Here is a 22,180-nt window from a genome sequence, read left to right as displayed (position 1 = left end):
AGCTTTAGCTATATACTTTGCTACTGACAGTAGCTGTGGCTTGCTTTTTTCTTCTGCCCCACCAGATAAATACGCCTGAAATGGGTAAACTGGCTGCAACTAAACTCACTAAAAAGGCAAGTACTTTTCCAGCAAAACCAAAGATTGCCCCAACATGAATGTCATAATTCATTCTGATGACTTTGTCTGCTAATTTTGCTTCATGGAATCTGCCATAAAGATGATTTACCGATAATTCTTTCAAAGAGTATTGGTCAAAATATCGGTAATCTATTTTCCAGTATGTTCCGATTTCAGTATTCACGTTGACGGCAATGGATGCTGAATCGGACTCTGGAATGTGTACTTCTATGGTTGTAGCATTAGGATGTTCTACCAACATTTTCTGCCAAATCCTATCAATGGCTGGTGATTCTGCTGTTATTATTGTTTTCTGTTTTATATCTGAATAAGCTTCGGTGAAAACCGTTGATTTCTCTCCACCTAAACGCCAATAAACAGAATTAGCAAACCATTGAAAGCCCCAAACTAAACCCGTTAAGGCAATTATTAACACAATCCAAGCAGAGTAAAAGCCCAAAACATTGTGCAAATCATAGTTTTTACGCTTCCATTTTGTAGTGTTTTTCCAGCGAAACCAGAAGCGTTGTTTGGCTGCACTTTCGTTTTTGGGCCACCACAAGATGATACCAGAAATCAGCATCACGACAAAAATCAATGTCGAAATGGCTACTGTTGGCTGACCAATGTTCGGCGGAAGCCATAAGTAATAATGACCCATGAGTACGATTCTGAAAAAATCGCTGTCCATGTCTTTTACTTTTAGCACTTCGCCTGTGTAAGGATTGAGGTAAGCAATGTAATAATAGGACGGCTCGTAATGAAAAAAAATAGCCTGAGCCGACTTTGTTTTTCCAGAATACATCACTGCATGAAGCTGTTTGTCTGGCAAAGCTTTTTTTGCAATTGCTTCTAATTTAGAAGGTTCCAAAAATGCTTTATTTTGAGCTTCCACAAAACGAAAAGGCTGAGTAAAGTCTTGAATTTCTTCTTGAAAAGCATATAAACAACCTGTAATAGAAACGATAAACACCACAAGACCAGAAGCAAGCCCAAGCCAAAGGTGAATCTTTCCTATGATTTTTTTAAAATTTTGCATAAAATCTTACTAAAAATGGCTTAAAACTTATAATTAATACTCAATCTAGCATTACGCAAAGCCTCTGTTTGTGAATAATAATAATTGTTCCAAGCGTAATACGAACCTCCCGTTATTAGATAAGCATTGAAAAGGTTATTGACATTCAAGGCTATTCCAAATTTATCGAACTGATAAGATACCGCTCCATCAAAACGAGTATAGTTTGGCATTGAAGGATCAACGTCTTTGTTGTAAGCTCCGTACCAGTTACTTCTTCCTGCTAAATGTTGTACACCAAACGATAAACCCAACCCTTTTGCTTTTCCAGATTGAAAACGATAATTCAACCAAGTATTAAAAATATTTTTGTCTGTTCCTGGTACTTGTCTGCTTACTTGCGAGCCGTCTGTGTCTTTCGTTACTTTTGCATCCGTTATCGCATAATTCATCGTAAGTTCTAAGCCCTCAAGCACTTGTCCTCTTACATCAAATTCTAACCCTTGCGTTTGTGTTTGTCCTAACTGGATAGAGAAATACAGATGATTTGGGTCTTCTGTTAGTACATTATTTTTAGTGATTTTATAAGCTGCAACCGATGCCATCCAGCGACCGTTCAACCATTCTCTTTTTAAGCCAATTTCTTTGTTGTCACCGATGATTGGATCAAACTTCTTTCCTTCATAAGTACCGCCAGCTTGTGGGATAAAGGCTTTGTCATAAACAGCATACACGCTAGTGCTTTTATCAATTGAATAACTCAAACCTACTCTTGGCGTAAATTTACTTACCCCAACTGTTCCAGAATAAGGGTCAGTATCATTCGTTGTTGTGTAGCGTCCTGCTAAAGTAAAACGGAGTTTATCATTCAGAAATCTTATTTCATCCTGAGCATAAAATGCCGTGTAGCTATTGTTATAATGTACTCCACGCTCACGAATATCTAAACTGCGGTCGAATTTTGGATAGTCTTTAGAAGCTACTTGTCCATAAACAGGATTATACACATTCAGATTACCAATAACACCTGCTTGAGCCCAGTCGTGATAATAGTCTTTATTTCCCATGTCAATTCCTGCCAAAATACGGTGCTTGATACTTCCTGTTTCTACATCACCATTTAAAAAGAATTGCCCGACTTTCGTTTCTCCTAAAATATCCCAAATAGAAGTCGTTCTTTTTAAAGTATCGCCACTAAAACCCGATGCCCAAAGGCTTTGTCCCACTTGGTCGTAATGCAAATACGCTAATTGTCCCGTAAACTTCCAATTGGCATTAATGCTGTGCGAAAGCGTTAGGAACAAAGATTGGTCTTTGATTGTCGTTGGTTTTAAATTAGGTTCCAAAGTGGTGAAATTATAAGGCAAATCACTGATTCCTTTTGCAGAGAAAGCATAAGCCGAACCAATTGCCGACATCTCAACGCCTTGATAAGTATATTCGGCTGTTAATGAAGTTTTTGGATTGATTTGGTATTTAATTACAGGAGCTATCGAAACTCTATTGTTGTATTCAAAATTACGATGAGTACCTTTCATTTGTCCCATTACGTTCAGACGATAAAGTATTTTACCGTCTTTACTCAATTTTCCATCAAAATCTGCAGTACTGCGGTACGTTCCGAAGCTACCGACCGTCATGCCTATTTCAGATTTAGTAATGCCCGTTGGTTTTTTGGTTACTACATTATAAAAACCACTTGGTTCACCACTGGCAAGCATAAATCCTGCTGGACCTTTTACGATTTCAATGCGTTCTACCATACTCATATCTTCAGTAAGTGGTCCCCATACTTCGGTTACGTTCATACCATTTCTGAAAGCGGCAATTCTTGAACCACGCATCACAATACGGGCGTAAGTTTCCCAATGTTCTGAACGTGACGCACCACTTACATTACGAGTAACGCCTTCGGACATATCAAAAATCTGTTGGTCTTTTAATGCTTGTGCCGTAACCACCTGAATATTTTGTGGAAGTTCCAATAATGGTGTTTTTAAACGAAGTGAAATAGAAGGATAATCAGTTACATATTTGCTTGGATTTGATACGACCACGACTTCTCTTAGTTGTTTACTATCTTCTGTTAAAGTAAAATTGATTTCTTTACTTTCTCCTGCCGCAAGTATTATGCTTTCTTTCTGTGCTTCTAAACCTACAAAACTTGCTTGTACCGTATATTTTCCGGGTTTTATCTCTGTAATTTCATAAGCTCCATTGACATCTGCAATAACGCCTTTGTTTGTTCCTTTCAACACGACATTTACAAATTCTGCTGCTTTTCCATCACTTGTAAATACTTTTCCTTTTACTGTTGCTGTATTCTGAGCAAAGGCAATCACACTATTTAAAAATATAACGCTACTGAAAACAATCTTTATGACCTGTTTTGATAACTGTTTTTTCATGATAATTTTTATAAGGATTAAAAAAACTGTATTCGCCAATGTGGTTTTGACTCTGCAAATATTATACTTATTTAGACTAATTCAAAATAATTTCCGTTTTTATTTGGAATCTTTCTAAATAATCATTTACCTTTGTCATGCTTCTTTGGGAGACGAAAGAGTCAAGATGCAAGAGACAAGACGAATTGTGTGGACTTGAAGACTTTAGGACTCTAAGACACAAGAAGAAAAGAGAAAAGAAGTAATTGTTTATTCTTGAAATTTGAACCTTGAGGCATTTAAAGATAATTTCAATATTTTTCATCGAAACCTATTCAATCAATAAAATACTATTTAGAAAGCTGAGAACCGAAAAAAGGATGCTCATTATCAATAATCTTATGAAAGGGTTAATTTCCTTACTATTAATACTTTATACTTTAAACATGTTTGGACAACAGAAACATGTGGCAAATGATAGTTTAAAAACAAGTAATTTGAATGAAGTTGTTGTAACCGCTACTCGCAATGAAAGGGCTTTAAACGCTGTACCCATGCCTGTAACACTGATTGGGCAGAAACAGATTCGGGCAATGGGTTCATTGCGATTAAGTGAAGTGTTGGCAGAACAAACGGGACTTTTTATCGTGAATGATCACGGACAAGGCATTCAAATTCAAGGTTTTAATCCAGATTATACTTTAATACTCTTAGACGGAGAACCTTTAGTTGGGCGAACAGCGGGTACTTTAGAATTATCAAGATTGGCTGTTGCCAACATTAAACAGATTGAAATTGTAAAAGGTCCATCGTCAAGTTTGTATGGTTCTGAAGCTTTGGCTGGCGTGGTGAATATTATTACTGAAAGACCAAATGGCACAAAAGGCTCTTTTTCTGCAAGATATGGAACGAATCAGACGAGTGATTTAGCTGGAAATTTAAGCATGAAAACGAAAAAGTCGGGTTTTAATCTTTTCTTAAATCGTTATGCTTCTGGCGGATATGATTTTACGCCTGAAACTTTCGGAGCAACGGTTTCGCCGTTTCAGAATTATACGATTACACCAAAGTTTACTTATGATTTTTCTAAAAACATAAGTTTGAATATTTCGACAAGATATAATCTTGAAAATCAACAAAGTAGCTTATTGGTTGGAAGTGACCAAATCGCTGGAACGGGTTCTGTAAAAGATTGGAACATTAATCCAAGCCTGAGAATTGCCTTCAATCAAAACCTAAAAGCAGTTTTCAGATTTTATAATACGCATTACAAAACCAATTCTGAGCTTTTATATCAGAAAGACAATAACGTATATGATGCTACGTACTTTTCTCAAACCTTTCAAAGACCCGAAATCCAGGTGGATTATGCTTTAGGGAAAAAGCAATTTTTAACGCTTGGTGTAGGGAAAATTTGGGAAAGTGTAGAAGCAACTCGATACGACGATACCAAAAAATTTGAAACTAATTATGGTTTCTTCCAATACGAAAATTTACTGGTGAATTCTCTAAACCTAACAGTTGGCGGTCGTTTTGACGCTCACTCCGCTTACAAAGCTCAGTTTAGCCCCAAAGTATCGGTGGCTTACGACTTATCTAAAAAGGTAAGGCTCAACGGCTCTGTTGGAGTGGGTTTCAAAGCACCAGATTTCCGACAGTTGTACCTCAATTTCACCAATGCAGTGGCTGGTTATAGTGTGTTTGGCACGCAAGAAGTCGCTTATAATTTGGCTCGTTTACAAGCCGAAAATCAGATTTCAGAAGTACTTTTTGATGTTAATAGACTCGGAGAATTAAAAGCTGAAAGTTCCCTTGCTTATAATTTTGGCGGAAAAGTTGATTTGGATAATGGGCTGAAAATCAAAGTAAATGCTTTTAGAAATGATATTTCAAACTTGATTCAAACCCAAGCCGTTGCGCTAAAAACCAACGGACAAAGTGTTTTTAGCTACATGAATCTCACCAAGGCTTTTACACAAGGCATTGAATTGGATGCTAGTTATACAATTGCAAACCAACAATCGCCCATTACGCTAAGTGCTGGCTATCAGTTTTTGGAAGCAAAAGATAAAGAAGTAGTTGACAAAATTGAAAAAGGAGAACTGTTTAGAAGAGACCCTGAAACTTTGATTACCGAAAGAGTAAAAGCATCTGATTATGAAGGACTTTTCAATCGTTCACGTCATTCAGCTAATTTTAAAGTATTCTACGAAAATACAAAAAATGGATTAACTGCCTCATTAAGAGGAATTTATAGAAGTAGATACGGTTTTGCAGATTATAATGGAAATGGAATTGCTGATGTTGACAATGAATTTGTAAAAGGCTATGTTACTTGGAATATTTCAGCCAGTAAAACCTTCAAAGAACAATTCAGAGTACAAGCTGGAATTGATAATGCACTTGGTTATACAAACACTAAAAACATTCCAAATTTAGCTGGAAGACTCATTTGGTTAAGTGTTGGCATCAACCTTGAAAAAAACAAGATTACAGAACAATAGTAGTGAATTCTGATTGTGGGAAGACTTAGAATTCACAAGAATAAGTAAATGACTACAATTTTATCATAGTCATTTCTAATCGATTTCGTTTTATTTTTTCTTTTCGTTCACATGGTACAAAAACAGTCTTGGCTTATCAAGGCTGTTTTTAAAAAGCTTTCTACTAAACTTTATCAAGATGAAAGAGACACAACAAAAACATATCATTTTAATCGAAACAGATAATGCCAGCGCTTGGCAATGTAAGTGTTGTAATGAAATACAAATTCAATTTAAAAACACATTGATGACTTTTGAATGGCTTTCCATGATTCGTTTTTTGAAAAAATTAAATGAAGCACCTCATGCAGAAAAATTTTATGTCATAGAATTGTGCAATTTAAGAGATATTCCATCAATACAAACAGATGTATTTTCATCAGGAATTTGTTTAAGTAATGCCGAAATGAAAGAGTTTTTATTTGTACTGCACACAGCCTGTGAAAGAATTGATTTAGACTTGATTTTCAGAAATACACTTCATAACAACTAAGCCAATGGTACAGATTGAAACGCATTTTAAATGCCCTGTTTTTTCGATGAAAATCAGCGGAAAAACAACTCAGGAAGATACCAGAAGCTATTTATCAGAAATGAGTAAGTTGATTGGTAAAAATGAAAACTTCGGTTTACTCTTCGATTATCCAGAAGGAAATCTTTGTCGTGAAAGGGGCGTCATCAAACTAGAAACTACTTGGTTCAAACATTATCGTAGAGAGTTTTCAAAACAGTGTTTTGGTATTGCAATCGTTACAAAATCATTTTTCATGGCAAACGTCTATCACCATATTGTACAATATTTAGCCAAACGTACTTATGGCTGTCCTGTAAATATTTTTGAAACTCGCTCTGATGCTCAAAGATGGTTAATGGACTTGTATTTAACTCCTAAACAATAAAATCAATCAGATGGAAACATTAGTGTTTAAAACAAACATTGCCTCTCCTATTGGCATACAAGCCATTTGGGACGCACTCAAGTCAATCGGAATTAGCAATTTCAACATTGATTTTCACGATGTGAACAAGATTTTAAAAATTGTATCTGAACAATTTACCCCTTGTGAAAAAATCATTAATGCTCTTGCAGGCTTAGGTTATCAATGCGAGAAAATATCTTAAACTCAAATTAAACAGCTTTGGGCTAAAGGCTCAAAGCTTTCATTATCATACAATTAACTCACACACAATGAATTCTTTTCAAAAATTTACCTTATCAACTTTAGTAATTAGTACACTTTTTTCTGCTTGCAAAAAAGACGATGACGTTGTAGTACAACCTGTAAAATCTGAAACAGTAAAAGATTTACCAGCCGACCCAACCACTTCTGTTGGAGCAAACGGACAGCCAACTGGCACAGGAAAATATACTTTTTTCAGTTTTAAAAATGGTATCATAGCAAGTACAGACTCAGCAAGCTTGAAATGGGACATTGGTTTTAAGGCAACTACAATCATCACAAATGGTGGAACTTCGGGTAGCGGACAAGCCGCTGCGTTAGTTGTAAATGGCATTTTTAATGAAATAACAGAAGTACCAGCATCAGCAACTTTTGCGCAAGATTCAAAAACAGCATTTGCCATCCCGACAGGTTCTGGAAATGGCTGGTATAGCTATGCAAATGGCATTATTTCACCAACTGCTGGGAAAGTAATTTTAATCAAAACGGCGGAAGGGAAATACGCAAAAGTAGAAATTTTGAGCTATTACAAAGGTGCGCCAACAACGCCAGCTGCCACCGATGCTGCTCGTTATTATACTTTCAGATATGTGTATCAACCTGAAACGAGTACAAAGTTTAACTGATCATATTGAATCGCTCAATGAGAGAGTAAAAGACATCACTCTCTTGCATAAACTGCCACTGCTTTGCGGTGGTAGTTTTTCTTAAATTTCGGATGTTGAATATCGGAAATTTAAAATTCATTACTTCTTGCTAAAAGCTATTTTTATGGAAAATTCACACGATTTCAATACACTAACCGAAAATGAAAACGGTTATATTGGCTATTGTCCATGTTGCAGGAAGTACAATCTTGCATACAAAAATTCCTTATTCATTCTCAATGAATTTGAGTTCGGAGCTTTTCAAGAAATGTTAGAAAACAGGGTTGGTATTCTTGATTTTTGGACTTCGCACGGCAAAGAATTTATGATGCGAACACCTTTGAAAAACTATTATATTTTGTGGAAAGAAAGCGAAATTGACGAAGTATTGGAAATGATGGAAGAGATTGCTTTGTTGGTAGAAGCTCATAGAGTTGTCAATATCAATAAAAACTAAACTTTTAAGTGCTGAATTTGGAGTGTAGCATGACGAGTGAAACTTATTTGTTATTCATCACTCCACACTCCAAACTCAACATTTATTTCAGTTCTTTTCCTGCCATGTCTTCCCATTTGTAGAAATGGAAAGTACGGTCGTCGCTCATGGCGATGAATAATCCTTTTTTGAAAGTACTATTTAAAGGCACAGAAACCACTTCTGAGCCATCACTTTGTACAGCTTTTACTTTCACCACTTTCAATAATAGATGCTCGTTTGGATTTTGAGCTGTTCCTTCACGACTAAAAATATGAAACTGGTTCGCTCCTTGGTCAGAAACCAAAATATATCCTGTTTTTTTTGAAGTCTGATAAATAGAAATTCCTTCATGGTCTTCTGTAAAACCAGTAGTAGCAAACAAGGCTAATTCTTGATTTCCTTTTGAAGGTTCAGCAAAATACTTTCTTACGCCAACGCCTTCATCAGAATAATACACATAACCCAATTCATCATCTACAGCAATGGATTCTATTTCTTTTTTGCCACTGTACGCTCCAAATTTTCTAACTAAAGTAGCTTTTACTTGTCCTGTTCCATCATCTTCTAAAAGATATTGCCAAAGATAAGTACCATCAGTTGGACCAGATTTTCTTCCGACAATAGCATAAATTTTCCCTGTTTTATTTTTGTACAAGGCAATGCCCATCAAATCACGAAACTCCGCTCCTGTTTCATTTTCAAAAACTTCAATGCCGCCATTGTCAACGGGTTTCATATCGGGCAAAGTGTAAATTCTAAGCTTATGCGTAAAACGTTCTGTTGTTACCGCAATGTCTGTGGCTTTGTTATTGAGTATTAAGCCATACTCAATATCCACATTATCAGGTCTTTTCAGGTTTCGAACCACTTTATCTTCTTGAATTTTTCCTTGTAAATCATACACATACAAAGCTCCGTCGATGTCTTTATCTGTGCCAATAATAAGGCTTTTACTGGCATCTTGTGGGTTAATCCAAACTGCGGGGTCATCGGTATCGTGTTTTACAGGTTCAGTGATAAAAGTAGGCTGAATAATATGTTGTTCGCTGTTATTAGTTTTTGTTTGAACTGCCACTTGTTTACAAGCAGTAAGCGAAAAACCAAGTAAAAAAATGCTTAAAAACCGTTGGTTCATTATTTATCTCTTTTTTAATTGTGATTGAGTGAGTTGTGAATTAGTGAATTAAGGTTTTATTACTTTTTAGGTCATTCACTAATTCACAACTCACTCAATCACTCATTCACAATTATTTAGCCCCAAATGCACCAATATAAGACGCTGGTTCTGGTGATTTGTAGGTTTGTCCATTTATCGAAAGACCTTCTTTGAAATTTCTGCTAAAAGTAGTAATTCCTTTGTTCAAAGCTGGCGAACCAGTAGCCAAGTGGAAATCCCAAGTAGTTGAGAAATCAGCATTTGATTGACTCGTACTTACTGGATAATTCACAAATTTAGGGTCATTATCGCCAGCTTTATTACTGATAATATCGTTTGTTCCAGTTATGATTTCAGTACTTGGTTGGAATTGAGTTGCTCCTTCTTGAGAATACGAATAATACAAAGAATTACTTGCTTTAGAACGACTATCTTCTGGCTTCTTCACATCTCTTTTAATACCAAAACGACAGTTTGCCATCAAATTATTGTACAATTCTGCACGCACACTTGCTTCTACCCAAATAGAACCACCTTTAATCGTTGGTCTTCTCCAACCTGTATTTACAATCGTATTATTGTAAGCCACCACATAAGCTTGCGGAGTACGGTCGCCAGAATTTGATAATTTCAAGGCATTTGTATTGGTGCTGTAAATCAAATTATAAGCAACGTCAGCCACACAACCCGATTTAATATTGATGCCTTCGCCACCACTTTCACCCGTTGTATGAAAAATATTATTGGTAAAAATAATACTTCCGCCTTCTAAATAAGTGCAGTCATCATGCCAGAAACGAACTGTTGAGTTTTGCATCACCAATTTCCCCGCTGTGTTAGAAAACCAGATTGCTGGGTCGAATTCACCGCTAACGGCTTTGTATAAACCTTGCTTTACAGAAGTTGAAGATTCTGTCGTTACTGCTCCGCCATATTCTAAAATTGCATTACTGATTACTAATTCAGAACAAGTTTTTGAAGCTAAAATGCCGCCCCATAATTTACCAAATTTGTTTTTTGTAATTCTTGCACTTTCTGGAACTGTCAATTTCACTGGATTTGCTGTACTTCCCAATACATACAAATTACCGTTTACGATGATTTCTGGCTTAGTCGTTGTATCCATTACTACGGTTACGCCTTCTTCAATCGTCAAGCTTTTTCCTGCTGGAATAATGATGTCTGTTTTTACTTGAATGATAGAACCTTTTGTCCAAGTACCTGATACTTCACCTGTTACCGATTGTTCTACGACTGGCGTTGTCGTATTATCGTCTTTGCTACACGCAGCAAACAAGGTCATCAATAAAAAGATGCCCACAAACATTTTTGAATTTTTCATGATAAGGATTTAATTTTTTGTTTTAGTATTTGAATTTTATGCCGATTAAATAACTTCTTTGGTAATAATCTTCTCGAATCAAGGTTTTGCCATTACTGTTGGCTTGGTCTGGAATATTGTTGTTTACAGGATTGGTATTTTTGATGAAAACTCGCATCGGAGTATTCAATAAATTGTTGGCTTTGGCGAAAATCACCCAGCGGTCATTCAGCTTTTTTTCTACCGAAAAATCCATCTGAATAAAAGCTTCTTGCCACAAATCATTGTCTAAAAACTGCGAAACGGTATTGATACGCTCGCCAGTGTACGAAGCCGCTAACTGGGCATCCCAACCTGTTTTATTATTTTTATAGAGTAAAGAAAAATTACCGATATGTTCTGACTGTCCGTACAAAGGACGAGTTTGATTGACAGCTATTGAACTCAAATTTCCTGCACTATCACGCACTCTGATATTCTTTTTGGTAGTAATTGAAGAATGGGTATAAGTATAATTCGCTTTGATTCCGAAGTTTCTAAAGTACTTGATAGCATCCAGTTCAAATCCATAATTATTGGCATTTCCGAAATTTCCGGGTGTATAAAATACGTCTTGCCCACGTGTTTCATCTACTTGTAAAGTGTATTCAATCGGATTTTTGATTGCTTTATAAAAAATCCCAGCCATTACTTGGTCTGAAAGATTTGGGAAATACTCGTATCGCAAATCAACATTATCCGCTACGGCACGTTGTAAATCTGGATTTCCTCTTTCTTGAAATTCTTCGTTCACTACTTTTCCCGGTACAATCTCAAAAAAGCCTGGGCGATTGATAGAACGGAAATAAGAAGTACGCAAATTTTGAGAATTGTTCAAGCTATGTTTGATATTCAAACTTGGTAAAAAATCTGTATAAACCTGATTGCCGGAAGGACGAAGTTCTCCCAAAGGAAACAGCATTTGATAACCTTGGTCTGTATTTTCTACCCGAAGTCCACCGATAATTTGCGTAGCTTTCGTATTCAATTTTGCCATTAAATAACCTGCAGCAATTTTTTCAGTAGCATCATAATTCAAAGCCGAAGCCACCGTTCCTCTTGGATTTTGAACGGTAAAATTTACTTCATCATAACTGTTAAAATCTTTTCCGTAAACTGCAAAAGGGTTCGTTGGTTGCAAAACATAATTGTTGTAAAAATTACTTCTTTGTTTATCACGATATAATCCACCCGCACTGATTTCCAATGGATTACCTTTCCACAAACTTAAATAAGTAAGATTCAGATAAGTGGCGAAATCTCGGTCGTCGTTATGTTCCCAACGTCGGCTACTTTGTTGCGGATAAATTTTCGTTTCTACAAAATTTTCTCTTTTGCCCAATACACTAAAACTTGTATTGTCTGGCATTTGATTTGAAGCCGTAGAATACACCGCCGACCAATTGAATTTCAATTTTTCGTTTAATTGATGCGTTCCTTGCAAAGTACTGTTGAAAATTTGTTGTTGTGTTACTCTTGAACGAATCCCGAAAGTCAAGCCAGCATTTCCTTTTTCTGGGTCGTAGCCTCCCGAAGAGTATTCTGTTGTTTTGGTGTCTCTTAATTGTTCATTCAGCAAATTCATATAGGCGTTGTACCATTGAATTTTATTGTTTTCGTTCAAACGAAAATCAATTTTAGCGTGCAATCCCAAACGCTCCTGACGCTCAGAATATTGGCGCTCTGATAAACTGGTAATTCTTGATGTTTTTTCGGTGTCATAAACCGTTGAAGAATAGAATTTGCTATTACTTCCACGATAAGTATTCTGAAAACTTCCTGCTAAAATTACACCCAAACGATTTTGTAGAAAACGGTTTCCAATAGATAAACCGCCCACAATATTTGGAATAGGCTTTTTTGTTTGAAGTGTTAGTGTTCCTTTCGGGAAATCTTTTGCCGTGGCAGAGTATGTACTTCCGTTCAATTCATAAGGCGATAATTGCTGAATCTGACTGGCATCAAAACTTGTAAAGCCACGATTCATAAATAATTCGTTGTAACCGCCAGCCAAATTTCCTTTGATTTCCAACTGATTCGGTGCGTCCTTCATCACCATATTTACCACACCGCCAACGGCATCGCCTTCTAAATCAGGCGTTAATGTTTTGAATACTTCTAATCGCCCTAATAATTCTGAAGGAAAAATATCTAAAGGAACATAACGATACTTGTTGTCTGGACTTGGAATTTTGATACCATTCACCAAAGTATAATTGTAACGTTTGTCCATGCCTCGCAAAATGGCATATTGTCCATCGCCATTGCTGTTTCGTTCAATAGAAACGCCCGATACTCTTTGTATTAAATTAGCAACGGTTAAATCTGGTGAAATCTCAATCGCTCTTCCCGAAACAATATTCATCAACTGATTGGCTTTTCGTTCTGAAAAACGAGCTGAATTTTCGGTTGATTTATCGGTACTGGCTCTTACGACAACTTCATTCAAAGATTGTTTAACATCTGGTTCTAAATTCAAGCTTAGAAAAACATCTTCTTTGCCAATACTTATTTCCCTAGTAATCGTTTGATAAGCTACATAACTAATTTTTACTTGATATTTCCCTGCTGGAAGATGCTTGATACTGAAAGAACCATCTAAACCAGTAGCATCATAAAAGCCTTTTTTATCCAATCTGATATTCGCTCCAATCAATGGTTCACCCGTTTCTTTGTCGATTACTTTCCCGCTTAATGTTCCTGAAAAAGCTGCGAAGGAAGTAAGGATAAAAAAACTAATCAGGCTGTAAATTCTGTTCATGTTTTCTTTGTATTGTTTTTATTTCGCTTACTGACGTTTTTTAATGTCAGAGAAATAAAAAATTATTTGCACTCTTTTTTTGATGAAGCAAAGGTGCAAATACAATCAGAATAGAAACAAATTCCGAGCGTTACAAAAAGGCAACAGCGTTACAAAGCACATAAACAAGAAGGCAACAAGGGAAACAAAAATAATATAATTAACTGATTATCAGTAGTATAAAAATTTATATTCGATACATTATCAAATTGTTACCGTTACATTTCCGAATCGTTAAGTACTTATAAAGCTTGAATAAATGCCGAAAGACTATCGCCTTGAGCAAGGTTTAATTTCTTTCTCAATCGGTATCGAACTACTCGTAAACTATCTTGTGAGATGCCCAACAACGAAGAAATATCCGCAGAATTTAGATTCATTTTTAGCAGTGCAATCAATCGTAAATCGTTCGCAGTAAGATTCTCTGAACTAGCCTTTAGTTTATCAAAAAAGCTTTGATGTACTTGTTCAAAAATTCCTCTGAATTCTTCCCAATACTGGTCATGATTAAAACTTTGATTGATTTCCTGCATGATTTGTCGAAGCTGACGTTTGGGATCTCGACGATCGTCTTTAATCATTTCTTCTAATCGGTGATAGAGTTTTTCAAGCAATTGATTTTTCTGAATAACGTGCAGCGTGTGCGAACTCAATTCTTTTGATTTGATTTCCAAAAGGTTTTTTAGGTTTTCTTCTTCCAGTACTTTGTTGCGTAAATCTACTTCCATCAAGGCTTTTTGCGTTTCATAAACATGGTTTCTTTCTTCATTCAAAAATCGTTCACTCTTGATTTTCAACCGCTGGCGACTGATGATAACAGTTGCCAAAGCTGCCAATAAAATCGTGACGATTCCAATCGCTAAACCAATGATTTGATTCGTCTTTCTGGCATTATTCAGTTGTTCTATTTCATTATTCTTTTTGGTAATATCATACATTACTTGCAACAAAGCCAATTGCTTATTGCTGTTTTCATCATAAATATCCAAAGCTGTTTTTCGGCTTAATTCTAAATAATGAAAAGCACTGTCGTTGATTCCCATCAAATTATAGGCTTTCGCAATGTCTCGATAAGCTCCCGATAATTGATAGTTTTCTTTAGAATCTAGGGCTAAATCCAAAGCTTTTTTTGAATAAATCAAACCTTCTTTTAGCTTTCCTGTTTTTCTCAAAACATCGCCTAAATTATTCAAAACCTCAATTTGAGCAATTTGATTCTTTGTTTTTTGATTGATTGTAAAAGATTGTTGATAATAAAAGTAAGCGGAATCGTAACGAGCTAAATCTTCATAAATACTTCCAATGTTTTCATAAATCTTAGACATTCCCTGTCGATTATTGATTTTTTGATAGTGACTCATCGCTTGTCGCTGATATGTAAAAGCACTGTCATACTTCTGTTGTTTTTCGTATAATTGACCAATCTTGCCTAAAGTGTTTGCCATTCCCAAATCGTTATGAGTACTTTTATAAATAGCAAAAGCTTCGTCGTAATGTTGACGAGCAAGATTTCGCTGGCGATTGTAATAATACAAAACGCCCAAATCGTTCAAATTTTCTGCCAATAAATCCTTCTTTTGATTCGCCTTAAATATTTTACTTGCTTGTAAATGGAAATCCAAAGCCTGCGGATAATGCCCAAAATGATAGCAAATTTGTCCCATTTGCTGTAAGTAAATGCCAGCTTGCACAACATCTTTTTGTTCGTTGGCTTTATTATATTTTTCTTTCAAAAGCCGAAAAGTAGCGTCTGGATTATGAGAGAATAATCCAGTATTTTCATTCTCTTCTTGTTTAAGCGACTGCGAAAAAAGGTTGGGAAGAAAAAGAATGATTAGCAAAAAGCTTTTCAGGAAACGAAACAAGGAGTAATGTTTGAAGTAATTCATAAGGAGTATCGAATAAAGATTCTTTCAAATTTCCACTTGATACTTCTCATAATTTGTACGCCACACAGAAGTTTAACAAATATTTAATGTAACGATGATGTACTTAGCCATTTTAAATTTGACTTTTGTGCCGATTTGATGAAGGAAAAGAATAGATTAAAACAAGTTTTTGATTTTGAAAAAGAATGGGTTAAATTGCTTTTAGAGATTTCATCAATTCACTTCAACAAATTTTAAAGCCTATCAATTTTTGATAGTATTTCAAATGAAAAAATCAATAAAACTATTCTTCTTCGTTCTTTCATATTTGTGCTTGTACAATGGCTTTTCTCAGGATTTAACCCAACAAATCATTCCTAACCGTACAAATAGCCAAGAACAGCAACAAAAACCTTATGTTATTTTAATTTCGGCAGATGGTTTCAGAGCAGACTTTACAGATAAATATCAAGCAAAAAATCTTCGTAAATTAAGTAATGATGGCGTAACGGCTTCGTTCATGTTTCCGTCTTTTCCTTCGCTTACTTTCCCAAACCATTATAGTATCGTTACAGGAATGTATCCATCGCATCATGGTTTGGTTGATAATTCATTTTATGATGCTCAACGTCAAGAAAATTATGGGATGAGTAATAAAAAAGCAGTTGCCGATGGCTCTTGGTATGGCGGAACACCTCTTTGGGTTTTGGCAGAAAAACAGCAAATGCTCAGCGCCAGCTTTTATTGGGTTGCTTCTGAAAGTAATATTAAAGGTACTTTACCTACTTATTATTACAATTACAACGAGAAAATTGATATTGATACTCGTATTCAGACTGTAAAAAATTGGTTACAATTGCCAGAAGATAAACGCCCGCATATTATTACTTTCTATTTTCCAGAAGTAGATCACGAAGCGCATACTTATGGACCAGATTCAAAAGAAACGGAAGAATCCGTACATTTTGTCGATAAAAGTATTGGTAAACTCGTTGCTACGGTAGATTCTCTTCATTTACCCGTAAACTTCGTTTTTGTTTCTGACCACGGAATGACAAAAGTTGAAAACGAACATCCAATGCTACTGCCTGCTGCGATTGACCCCGCTAAATTTATCATTCCTCGTGGCGATGCTTTACTCCAGCTTTATGCAAAAGATAAAAAAGATATTTTACCAACTTACAAAGCCTTGAAAAAGGAAGCGAAAGATTTTGATGTGTATTTGAAAAAAAATATTCCAAGCCGTTGGCATTACGGAAAAAAGGACGACAAGTATAATCGCATCGGCGATATTTTACTTGTACCTCATTTACCAAAAGTATTTGGTATTACAGGCAAATCAACTACTCCGGGCAAACACGGTTTCGACCCAACTCTGGAAGATATGCACGCAACGTTTTTTGCTTGGGGACCAGCCTTCAAAACGCAAACAAAAATTGATGGCTTTGAAAACGTGAATATTTATCCAATGATTAGCAAAATTCTTGGCTTAAAATACGAACACAAAATCGACGGAAAACTGAAAGTTTTAGACGGAATTTTAAAGAAGTAAAACGAAAAAGCTCAGATGGTCAAAATGTCCATCTGAGCTTTTTTAATATTTTCAATTTCTATCTGGTCATTTTTTCCTAATGGACATTTTGACCATCTGACAAATTCTTAGTTTAATATCAATTTGAATTCTTGTAAAGCGATTTCAACGGCTTCAAAAGCTTGGATACTTCTGGTTTGATAAGCTTCGTTAATCGTACTTAATACTTTGTTATACTTTTCTTGAGCAATGTCGATTTGACCACTCTCCGTACTTTTCTCTTTTGATACTTGTTGTAAAATTTCATCTACTTTTTCAATATCATTAATCGACTGGTTTTCTTCATTCGATTTTGCCAATAATTGAATCTTATTTTTGTCAACTTTCTTCTTGCCAGAAAGTACTTCATTACGAAGTGTTGGCGTTAGTTTTTCTAATCCTTCTGCAAAAGCAGCATCTCTCCTAATCGTTTTTTCTCCAACGTTATATTCTTTCGCTAATCTTTCCGCAGTAGTGATTTTAGGCTCTTTTTCCAAATGGACATTTTGACCATCTGAGTCTATTTCTTCTTTTTTGCCTTGTAAATTACCAATAACATCGTTTTTCTCAGTATTGTATCGCAATCCACGTAAATATGATGCCTGTTGTGCATTCAGGTTTCTTCGTCCCAATTGCAAATCAATCATGTGTTCTTTTACTTCTTTAAAAGAATTAAACGACAATAATTGAACATTGAAAGTAATTCCAAATTCCTTGCAAATTCCGTAGCGATTATGCCCGTCAATTAACACATAAGCTGGTTCGAATTCGCTTCCTAAGCCAATAACATCTTTGGTGGTTTCCCAAAGTAACAAAGGGTCTTTACAGCCATTTGCCAATAAATTTGCTTTCAATTGTGCCAACTCTGAGTCCAACAGTGGCGGAATAAAGCTTTTTAATTCTTCAAGAACAGTAATATTCTGTTTAATCGACTCCAAAGGCGAAAAACTACTATTTGTGATAGCTACTCTTGCTTTCTCTGCAATCGACATTTTGATGTTCTTTGCCATTTTCTAAAATGTTAATTGGTTTAAAATAATGATAAGTATTCGTCACAAAATTCTTCGTAGCATTTTGCCGCTTCTGAATCTTTGTCAAACGTTCTGATGGGAATTTGCTCAATTTGCGCTTTCTGAAAAGCAATTAAATGTTTAATTTCTTTATCAAATACTTTGGTATGCGGGAAAATACTTCTCACAGTCTCCTTAATTCCATCGTGAACGGTATTTTTTCTAACCATCGTAAACACAATACCATCCACTTGTAAAGCGGGATTAAATATCTGACGAGCTTCCGAAATACGTTCTAATAAAGTATTTAAGCCTTTTAAAGCCGACATTTCAGGCAAAAGAGTAATTAAACAACTATTCGAAGCCTGCATCGCACTCATCGTAAGAATATTCAATGACGGTGGGCAGTCAATCAAGATGAAATCATAATTCTGACTCAATCTTGCAATCAGTATTTTCAAACGCTGCTCTCCTCCTACTTTATTCACCAATTCTGTTTCAGCTTTTGCTAATTCAATATCAGAAGGCGCAATGTCTAAGTTTTCGCCAATATTATAGATTGGTAAATCGGCTAATTTTACCAAACTTGTATATACTTGTTGCTCATCACGAATCTGTACATCAAAAATTTGACTTAAATTTCCCTGAGGGTCTAAATCAATAATCAATACTTTAAAGCCTTTTTTAGCAATTGCTTCACCCAAATATCCCGTTGTGGTAGTTTTGCCAACTCCACCTTTGTGATTGATTACCGAAACAACTCTAGCCTTTTCATACAAATCAATTGAAAACCCATAAGAAGTCACCACAGGCAAAAGTAACTCTAAATGTTTTTCACTTAAGTTACGTTCTCCTTTCAATGCTTTGGCTAAAGTATCCTTCGCAAGTCCAGCTTCTCTTTCCAATGTCGCCACTGAAATTGCATTTCTTCTTCTGAGAAACCTCAATAATAATTCTTGAGTCAACATTTATATAATGATTTGAAATGAAAATATTATCAAATGTACTGTTTTTGCATGATATATTATGCGATGTAATCAAAAAAGCATAAAATTTCATACATGAATTACGTTATAAGTTCTTTTAAAAAAGACAAAGAAAAAAGAATCGCTCTCTCAAATCTTTTTCTTTTTTGAGAGAGGCTTTTTTAATATATTTTTAAAAGAGTTTTTTAATATATTTTTTAGCACCTCTGTAACTAATTGAAAAACAATATATTATATCATATTTTGGCAACAAATTGTAGGTGGTTTGGCAACAAATTGTAGGTGATTAAGCAACAATTTGTAGGTGATAGGCAACAAATTGTAGGTAATTAAGCAACAAAATGTAGGTGGTAGGCAACAAATTGTAGGTATTAAGCAACAAAATGTAGGTGGTTAATAATTATGAATAAAATCAATATTCTTTAAGTTGATGATTTATAGATATTTATAAAATCATTAGGCAACAAAATGTAGGTGTGAGTACAAATTACTAGAAAAAAACTTGGAAATGTCGATAATCTTCTCGCTTTGAAGTATTAGGCAACAAATTGTAGGTAAAAGCTCTTTTTTTAGTTTTTAAAATTACTTTCAAAAATGTGTTTTTCCTTCCTCTTTCTTTATCCATTTTGTTTATAAAGCTTAAAGTAAAATGATACATCTTTTCTATTAATTAGGCAACAAATTGTAGGTAGTTTTTGGAGGCTTTATAGGCTTCTTTTTTCTTGAATTAAGCAACAAATTGTAGGTAAAAATAAGAAATATGTCTTGTTTACTATTTCTACCACATCTTCTACTTCTTTTTCGACTAATTAAGCAACAAATTGTAGGTAAAACAGATATACGCTAGTCTATATACTTCCTTTATGATAATCTAACATTAATTCTTAGGTATTTCAACCAATTTCATGGTTTAAAAAGATATATTTCCCATTCAATATCTTAATTATGCAACAAATTGTAGGTATTCTTATGAAATATAGGCTTTTCATCCTGATTAAATCATATTTTATTAGGCAACAAAATGTAGGTGAACGATTAGTTAAAGGCAATTATCAGATGATAATCTTTGTTTTTAGGTGTTAAAATAACAATCGAATGATTCTGTAAAAAAACAGCTTACTTTGGAAACATTTTTTTGTAAAGTTGCCAAAAGAAATTAGTTTTGTATAGGTAACCAATATGCAGATGAAAAATGAATTAGAACCAAGCTTGAGTATTGAATTATTTCAGAATAATCCAGATTATCTGATTTTCAATAATCCATTAGCCAATCCAAAATTCATTAGAAGAATTTCTAAGAATGAATCGGTTTCGGTAGATGATATTTATACCAGAAAACTATTCATTGAAATAGCTTCTCGTCTAAAGCCCTCACATTTGTTTGGAATGGAACAAAATGAAAGTGTTTGTTTTACCATTCATATTAAAGACTTTTTAGAAAGAATAGGAGTAACGCACAAAAAGGGCTATAATTATTTGATAGAAAGTGCTGAAATGCTTCAAACTACTTTATTAAAGTGGCGTGAAGGAAAACTAGAAGTAAGTACAACGATTATTTCCCAAATGATTCATGACGAAGGTTCTGGGAAAATACAGCTTTTCATTGTGCGAGATTTAGCTCAAAAAATTTTAGAAGTAAATGAAAGAGAAAATTTCAGTTTCTTGAAAGAGAATTTCTTTAGATTACAGAATAGCCAATCAATTAAATTGTATCCATTTTTCAAGTCTTGGTTAAACAAAGGCTTTTATGAAATAGATATTGAACGCTTCAAAATTCAATTTGAATATAATACCAGCGGATACCTGAAATTCTCTAATCTTGAGAAAAGAGTACTCATTCCAGCCATTGAGGAAATCAACGACAAAACAGACATCTTTATTACTTATCAAAAGAAAGGAACGAACCTTGATAAATTACGCCCAAAAATCACAGGATTATTGTTTTTCATTAAGTTAAAAAAGAAAGCCTCATCAACAGGCGACGACGATGCTTTCAGAATGATTGAATTCAAAAGTTTCTCAGAAATGACAGAACCTTTGAAACAAGAAGAACAGCCCGATAATAATACATACTTATATACACTCTTCAAGAAAATCAATTTAGTAGAGAAACCAGAAGTAAATACCATAGAAATAGAAATAGATGCGTATGTTGAAAAAAATGGGAGAGAAGTAGTAGAAGATTGTTTCAATGCTTTAATAGATAAAAAAGTAGTAGTACGAAGTATGGCATACTTTAGTACGAAAAATTTGTTCGAGCAACATCAAGGCTACACCAAACAGAAAAAGAAGAAAGTAGAAGAGAAAAAACAGAAGATTAAACAGGAAGCAGAAAAAGCAAATAAACAAGAAGAGTTTAAAAGACTTGTAATTCTATTTAAAGAAGCAGAACTAAATTACTTTGAAAGAAGATATGATGCTTTGAACGATAGCGATAAGCTTACCTTAATAAATGAAATGCAAGAAGCAGGCCGAAATAGTGAATGGTATTTTAGTGCGGACAAGCAACCCACTCAAATTGCCAAACAGCACATGGGCATGATTTTCTCCTTAAGAGATTTATATAATCCATATAACCGCCTTGAAAAATTCCAATATTGGATGAGTAAAGAAGGAAGAGAGGTAGAAATATCTGATGATATGATACAATTACTAAATTATTAGGCTGTTATTCATCAGCATAGTCGTAAATATCCAAGTTACTTTCAAAAAGTAGCTTGGATATTTTAGTTTTATGTAGAGTTGATTTAATTCTTTCAAAAACCCAATATGTTTATTTTTTGTATTTTTATAATTATTTCAATTGTGAAAAATTGAGTAGTTTTCGTCATTACTTTTTAATCGTTTTTTATTGAAAATATTTTTCATTTTAACTTATTGAACTACAGTATATTTACAAAAAACTTTAAAAAAAAGTTAATTTTTTTAATGCAGAGCCATTGTATTTACAAATAAAGCTTGCATCTTTGCACTCCCAAACGACGCCAACGGGCTGAGGGAATAAGGGGGAAGGGAGTAATTAGGAAGATAATTACTAACAAAATTTAGGAATCGGA

At 34.7% G+C, this 22,180-nt stretch carries 16 protein-coding genes; 8 read left to right on the top strand and 8 right to left on the bottom strand.

Annotated features, from left to right (window positions below; all coding sequences use genetic code 11):
* Positions 1-4: 4 nt before the first annotated feature.
* A complete protein-coding gene (locus ABID42_RS19630) occupies positions 5-1,159 on the bottom strand; it encodes a PepSY-associated TM helix domain-containing protein (RefSeq protein WP_367285104.1) in 1,155 nt (384 codons plus the stop codon).
* Between the two features lie 20 nt (positions 1,160-1,179).
* A complete protein-coding gene (locus tag ABID42_RS19625) occupies positions 1,180-3,546 on the bottom strand; it encodes a TonB-dependent siderophore receptor (protein ID WP_367285103.1) in 2,367 nt (788 codons plus the stop codon).
* A gap of 425 nt (positions 3,547-3,971) precedes the next feature.
* On the opposite strand from ABID42_RS19625, the gene ABID42_RS19620 reads away from it, so the two are divergent.
* The 6 genes from ABID42_RS19620 to ABID42_RS19595 all read left to right on the top strand — a co-directional run bounded on the left by ABID42_RS19620 (position 3,972) and on the right by ABID42_RS19595 (position 8,353).
* Positions 3,972-6,029: a TonB-dependent receptor plug domain-containing protein gene (locus ABID42_RS19620; RefSeq protein ID WP_367285102.1), complete on the top strand. Its 2,058-nt coding sequence runs from the start codon at positions 3,972-3,974 to the stop codon at positions 6,027-6,029.
* 178 nt (positions 6,030-6,207) lie between these two features.
* Positions 6,208-6,561: a hypothetical protein gene (locus ABID42_RS19615; protein ID WP_323689492.1), complete on the top strand. Its 354-nt coding sequence runs from the start codon at positions 6,208-6,210 to the stop codon at positions 6,559-6,561.
* A 4-nt stretch (positions 6,562-6,565) separates the two neighbouring features.
* Positions 6,566-6,967, top strand: coding sequence for a SpoIIAA family protein (locus ABID42_RS19610; protein ID WP_323689493.1), 402 nt, complete (start codon positions 6,566-6,568; stop codon positions 6,965-6,967).
* A gap of 10 nt (positions 6,968-6,977) precedes the next feature.
* Positions 6,978-7,190, top strand: a complete 213-nt coding sequence (locus ABID42_RS19605) for a hypothetical protein (protein WP_184134048.1) — start codon at positions 6,978-6,980, stop codon at positions 7,188-7,190.
* A gap of 67 nt (positions 7,191-7,257) precedes the next feature.
* Positions 7,258-7,875, top strand: coding sequence for an HmuY family protein (locus tag ABID42_RS19600; RefSeq protein ID WP_367285101.1), 618 nt, complete (start codon positions 7,258-7,260; stop codon positions 7,873-7,875).
* A gap of 145 nt (positions 7,876-8,020) precedes the next feature.
* Positions 8,021-8,353: a DUF6686 family protein gene (locus ABID42_RS19595; RefSeq protein ID WP_184134045.1), complete on the top strand. Its 333-nt coding sequence runs from the start codon at positions 8,021-8,023 to the stop codon at positions 8,351-8,353.
* An 82-nt stretch (positions 8,354-8,435) separates the two neighbouring features.
* Here the strand turns inward: ABID42_RS19595 and ABID42_RS19590 are convergent, their stop codons facing one another.
* From ABID42_RS19590 to ABID42_RS19575, 4 genes are all read right to left on the bottom strand, one after another.
* A complete protein-coding gene (locus ABID42_RS19590) occupies positions 8,436-9,509 on the bottom strand; it encodes a phytase (RefSeq protein WP_367285100.1) in 1,074 nt (357 codons plus the stop codon).
* A 112-nt stretch (positions 9,510-9,621) separates the two neighbouring features.
* A complete protein-coding gene (locus tag ABID42_RS19585; protein WP_367285099.1) occupies positions 9,622-10,872 on the bottom strand; it encodes a right-handed parallel beta-helix repeat-containing protein in 1,251 nt (416 codons plus the stop codon).
* A gap of 22 nt (positions 10,873-10,894) precedes the next feature.
* Positions 10,895-13,651 carry a TonB-dependent receptor gene (locus tag ABID42_RS19580; protein ID WP_367285098.1) on the bottom strand — a complete coding sequence of 919 codons (2,757 nt, stop codon included), beginning with the start codon at positions 13,649-13,651 and terminating at the stop codon, positions 10,895-10,897.
* A gap of 281 nt (positions 13,652-13,932) precedes the next feature.
* The gene (locus tag ABID42_RS19575; RefSeq protein WP_367285097.1) at positions 13,933-15,579 is read right to left on the bottom strand and encodes a tetratricopeptide repeat protein; all 1,647 of its coding nucleotides are present in this window, start codon (positions 15,577-15,579) and stop codon (positions 13,933-13,935) included.
* A 265-nt stretch (positions 15,580-15,844) separates the two neighbouring features.
* On the opposite strand from ABID42_RS19575, the gene ABID42_RS19570 reads away from it, so the two are divergent.
* Complete coding sequence (locus tag ABID42_RS19570) at positions 15,845-17,110, top strand: alkaline phosphatase family protein (protein ID WP_367285096.1); 1,266 nt, start codon at positions 15,845-15,847, stop codon at positions 17,108-17,110.
* Positions 17,111-17,217: 107 nt separating this feature from the next.
* On the opposite strand, the gene ABID42_RS19565 is transcribed toward ABID42_RS19570, so the two are convergent.
* Both ABID42_RS19565 and ABID42_RS19560 read right to left on the bottom strand, forming a co-directional pair.
* Complete coding sequence (locus tag ABID42_RS19565; protein ID WP_367285095.1) at positions 17,218-18,138, bottom strand: ParB N-terminal domain-containing protein; 921 nt, start codon at positions 18,136-18,138, stop codon at positions 17,218-17,220.
* Positions 18,139-18,158: 20 nt separating this feature from the next.
* On the bottom strand, positions 18,159-19,106 hold the full coding sequence (locus tag ABID42_RS19560; protein WP_184134037.1) for a ParA family protein: 948 nt from the start codon (positions 19,104-19,106) through the stop codon (positions 18,159-18,161).
* 1,203 nt (positions 19,107-20,309) lie between these two features.
* Between ABID42_RS19560 and ABID42_RS19555 the strand changes: the two genes are divergently transcribed.
* Positions 20,310-21,788 (top strand): replication initiation protein, encoded by a 1,479-nt coding sequence (locus ABID42_RS19555; RefSeq protein WP_367285094.1) that lies wholly within the window; start codon positions 20,310-20,312, stop codon positions 21,786-21,788.
* The last annotated feature ends 392 nt before the right edge of the window (positions 21,789-22,180 follow it).

This window comes from Arcicella rosea, assembly GCF_040543805.1.
GTDB lineage: Bacteria > Bacteroidota > Bacteroidia > Cytophagales > Spirosomataceae > Arcicella > Arcicella rosea.
Note: the sequence above shows the minus strand (reverse complement) of the source record. Positions and strands in the feature narration are given on the sequence as shown.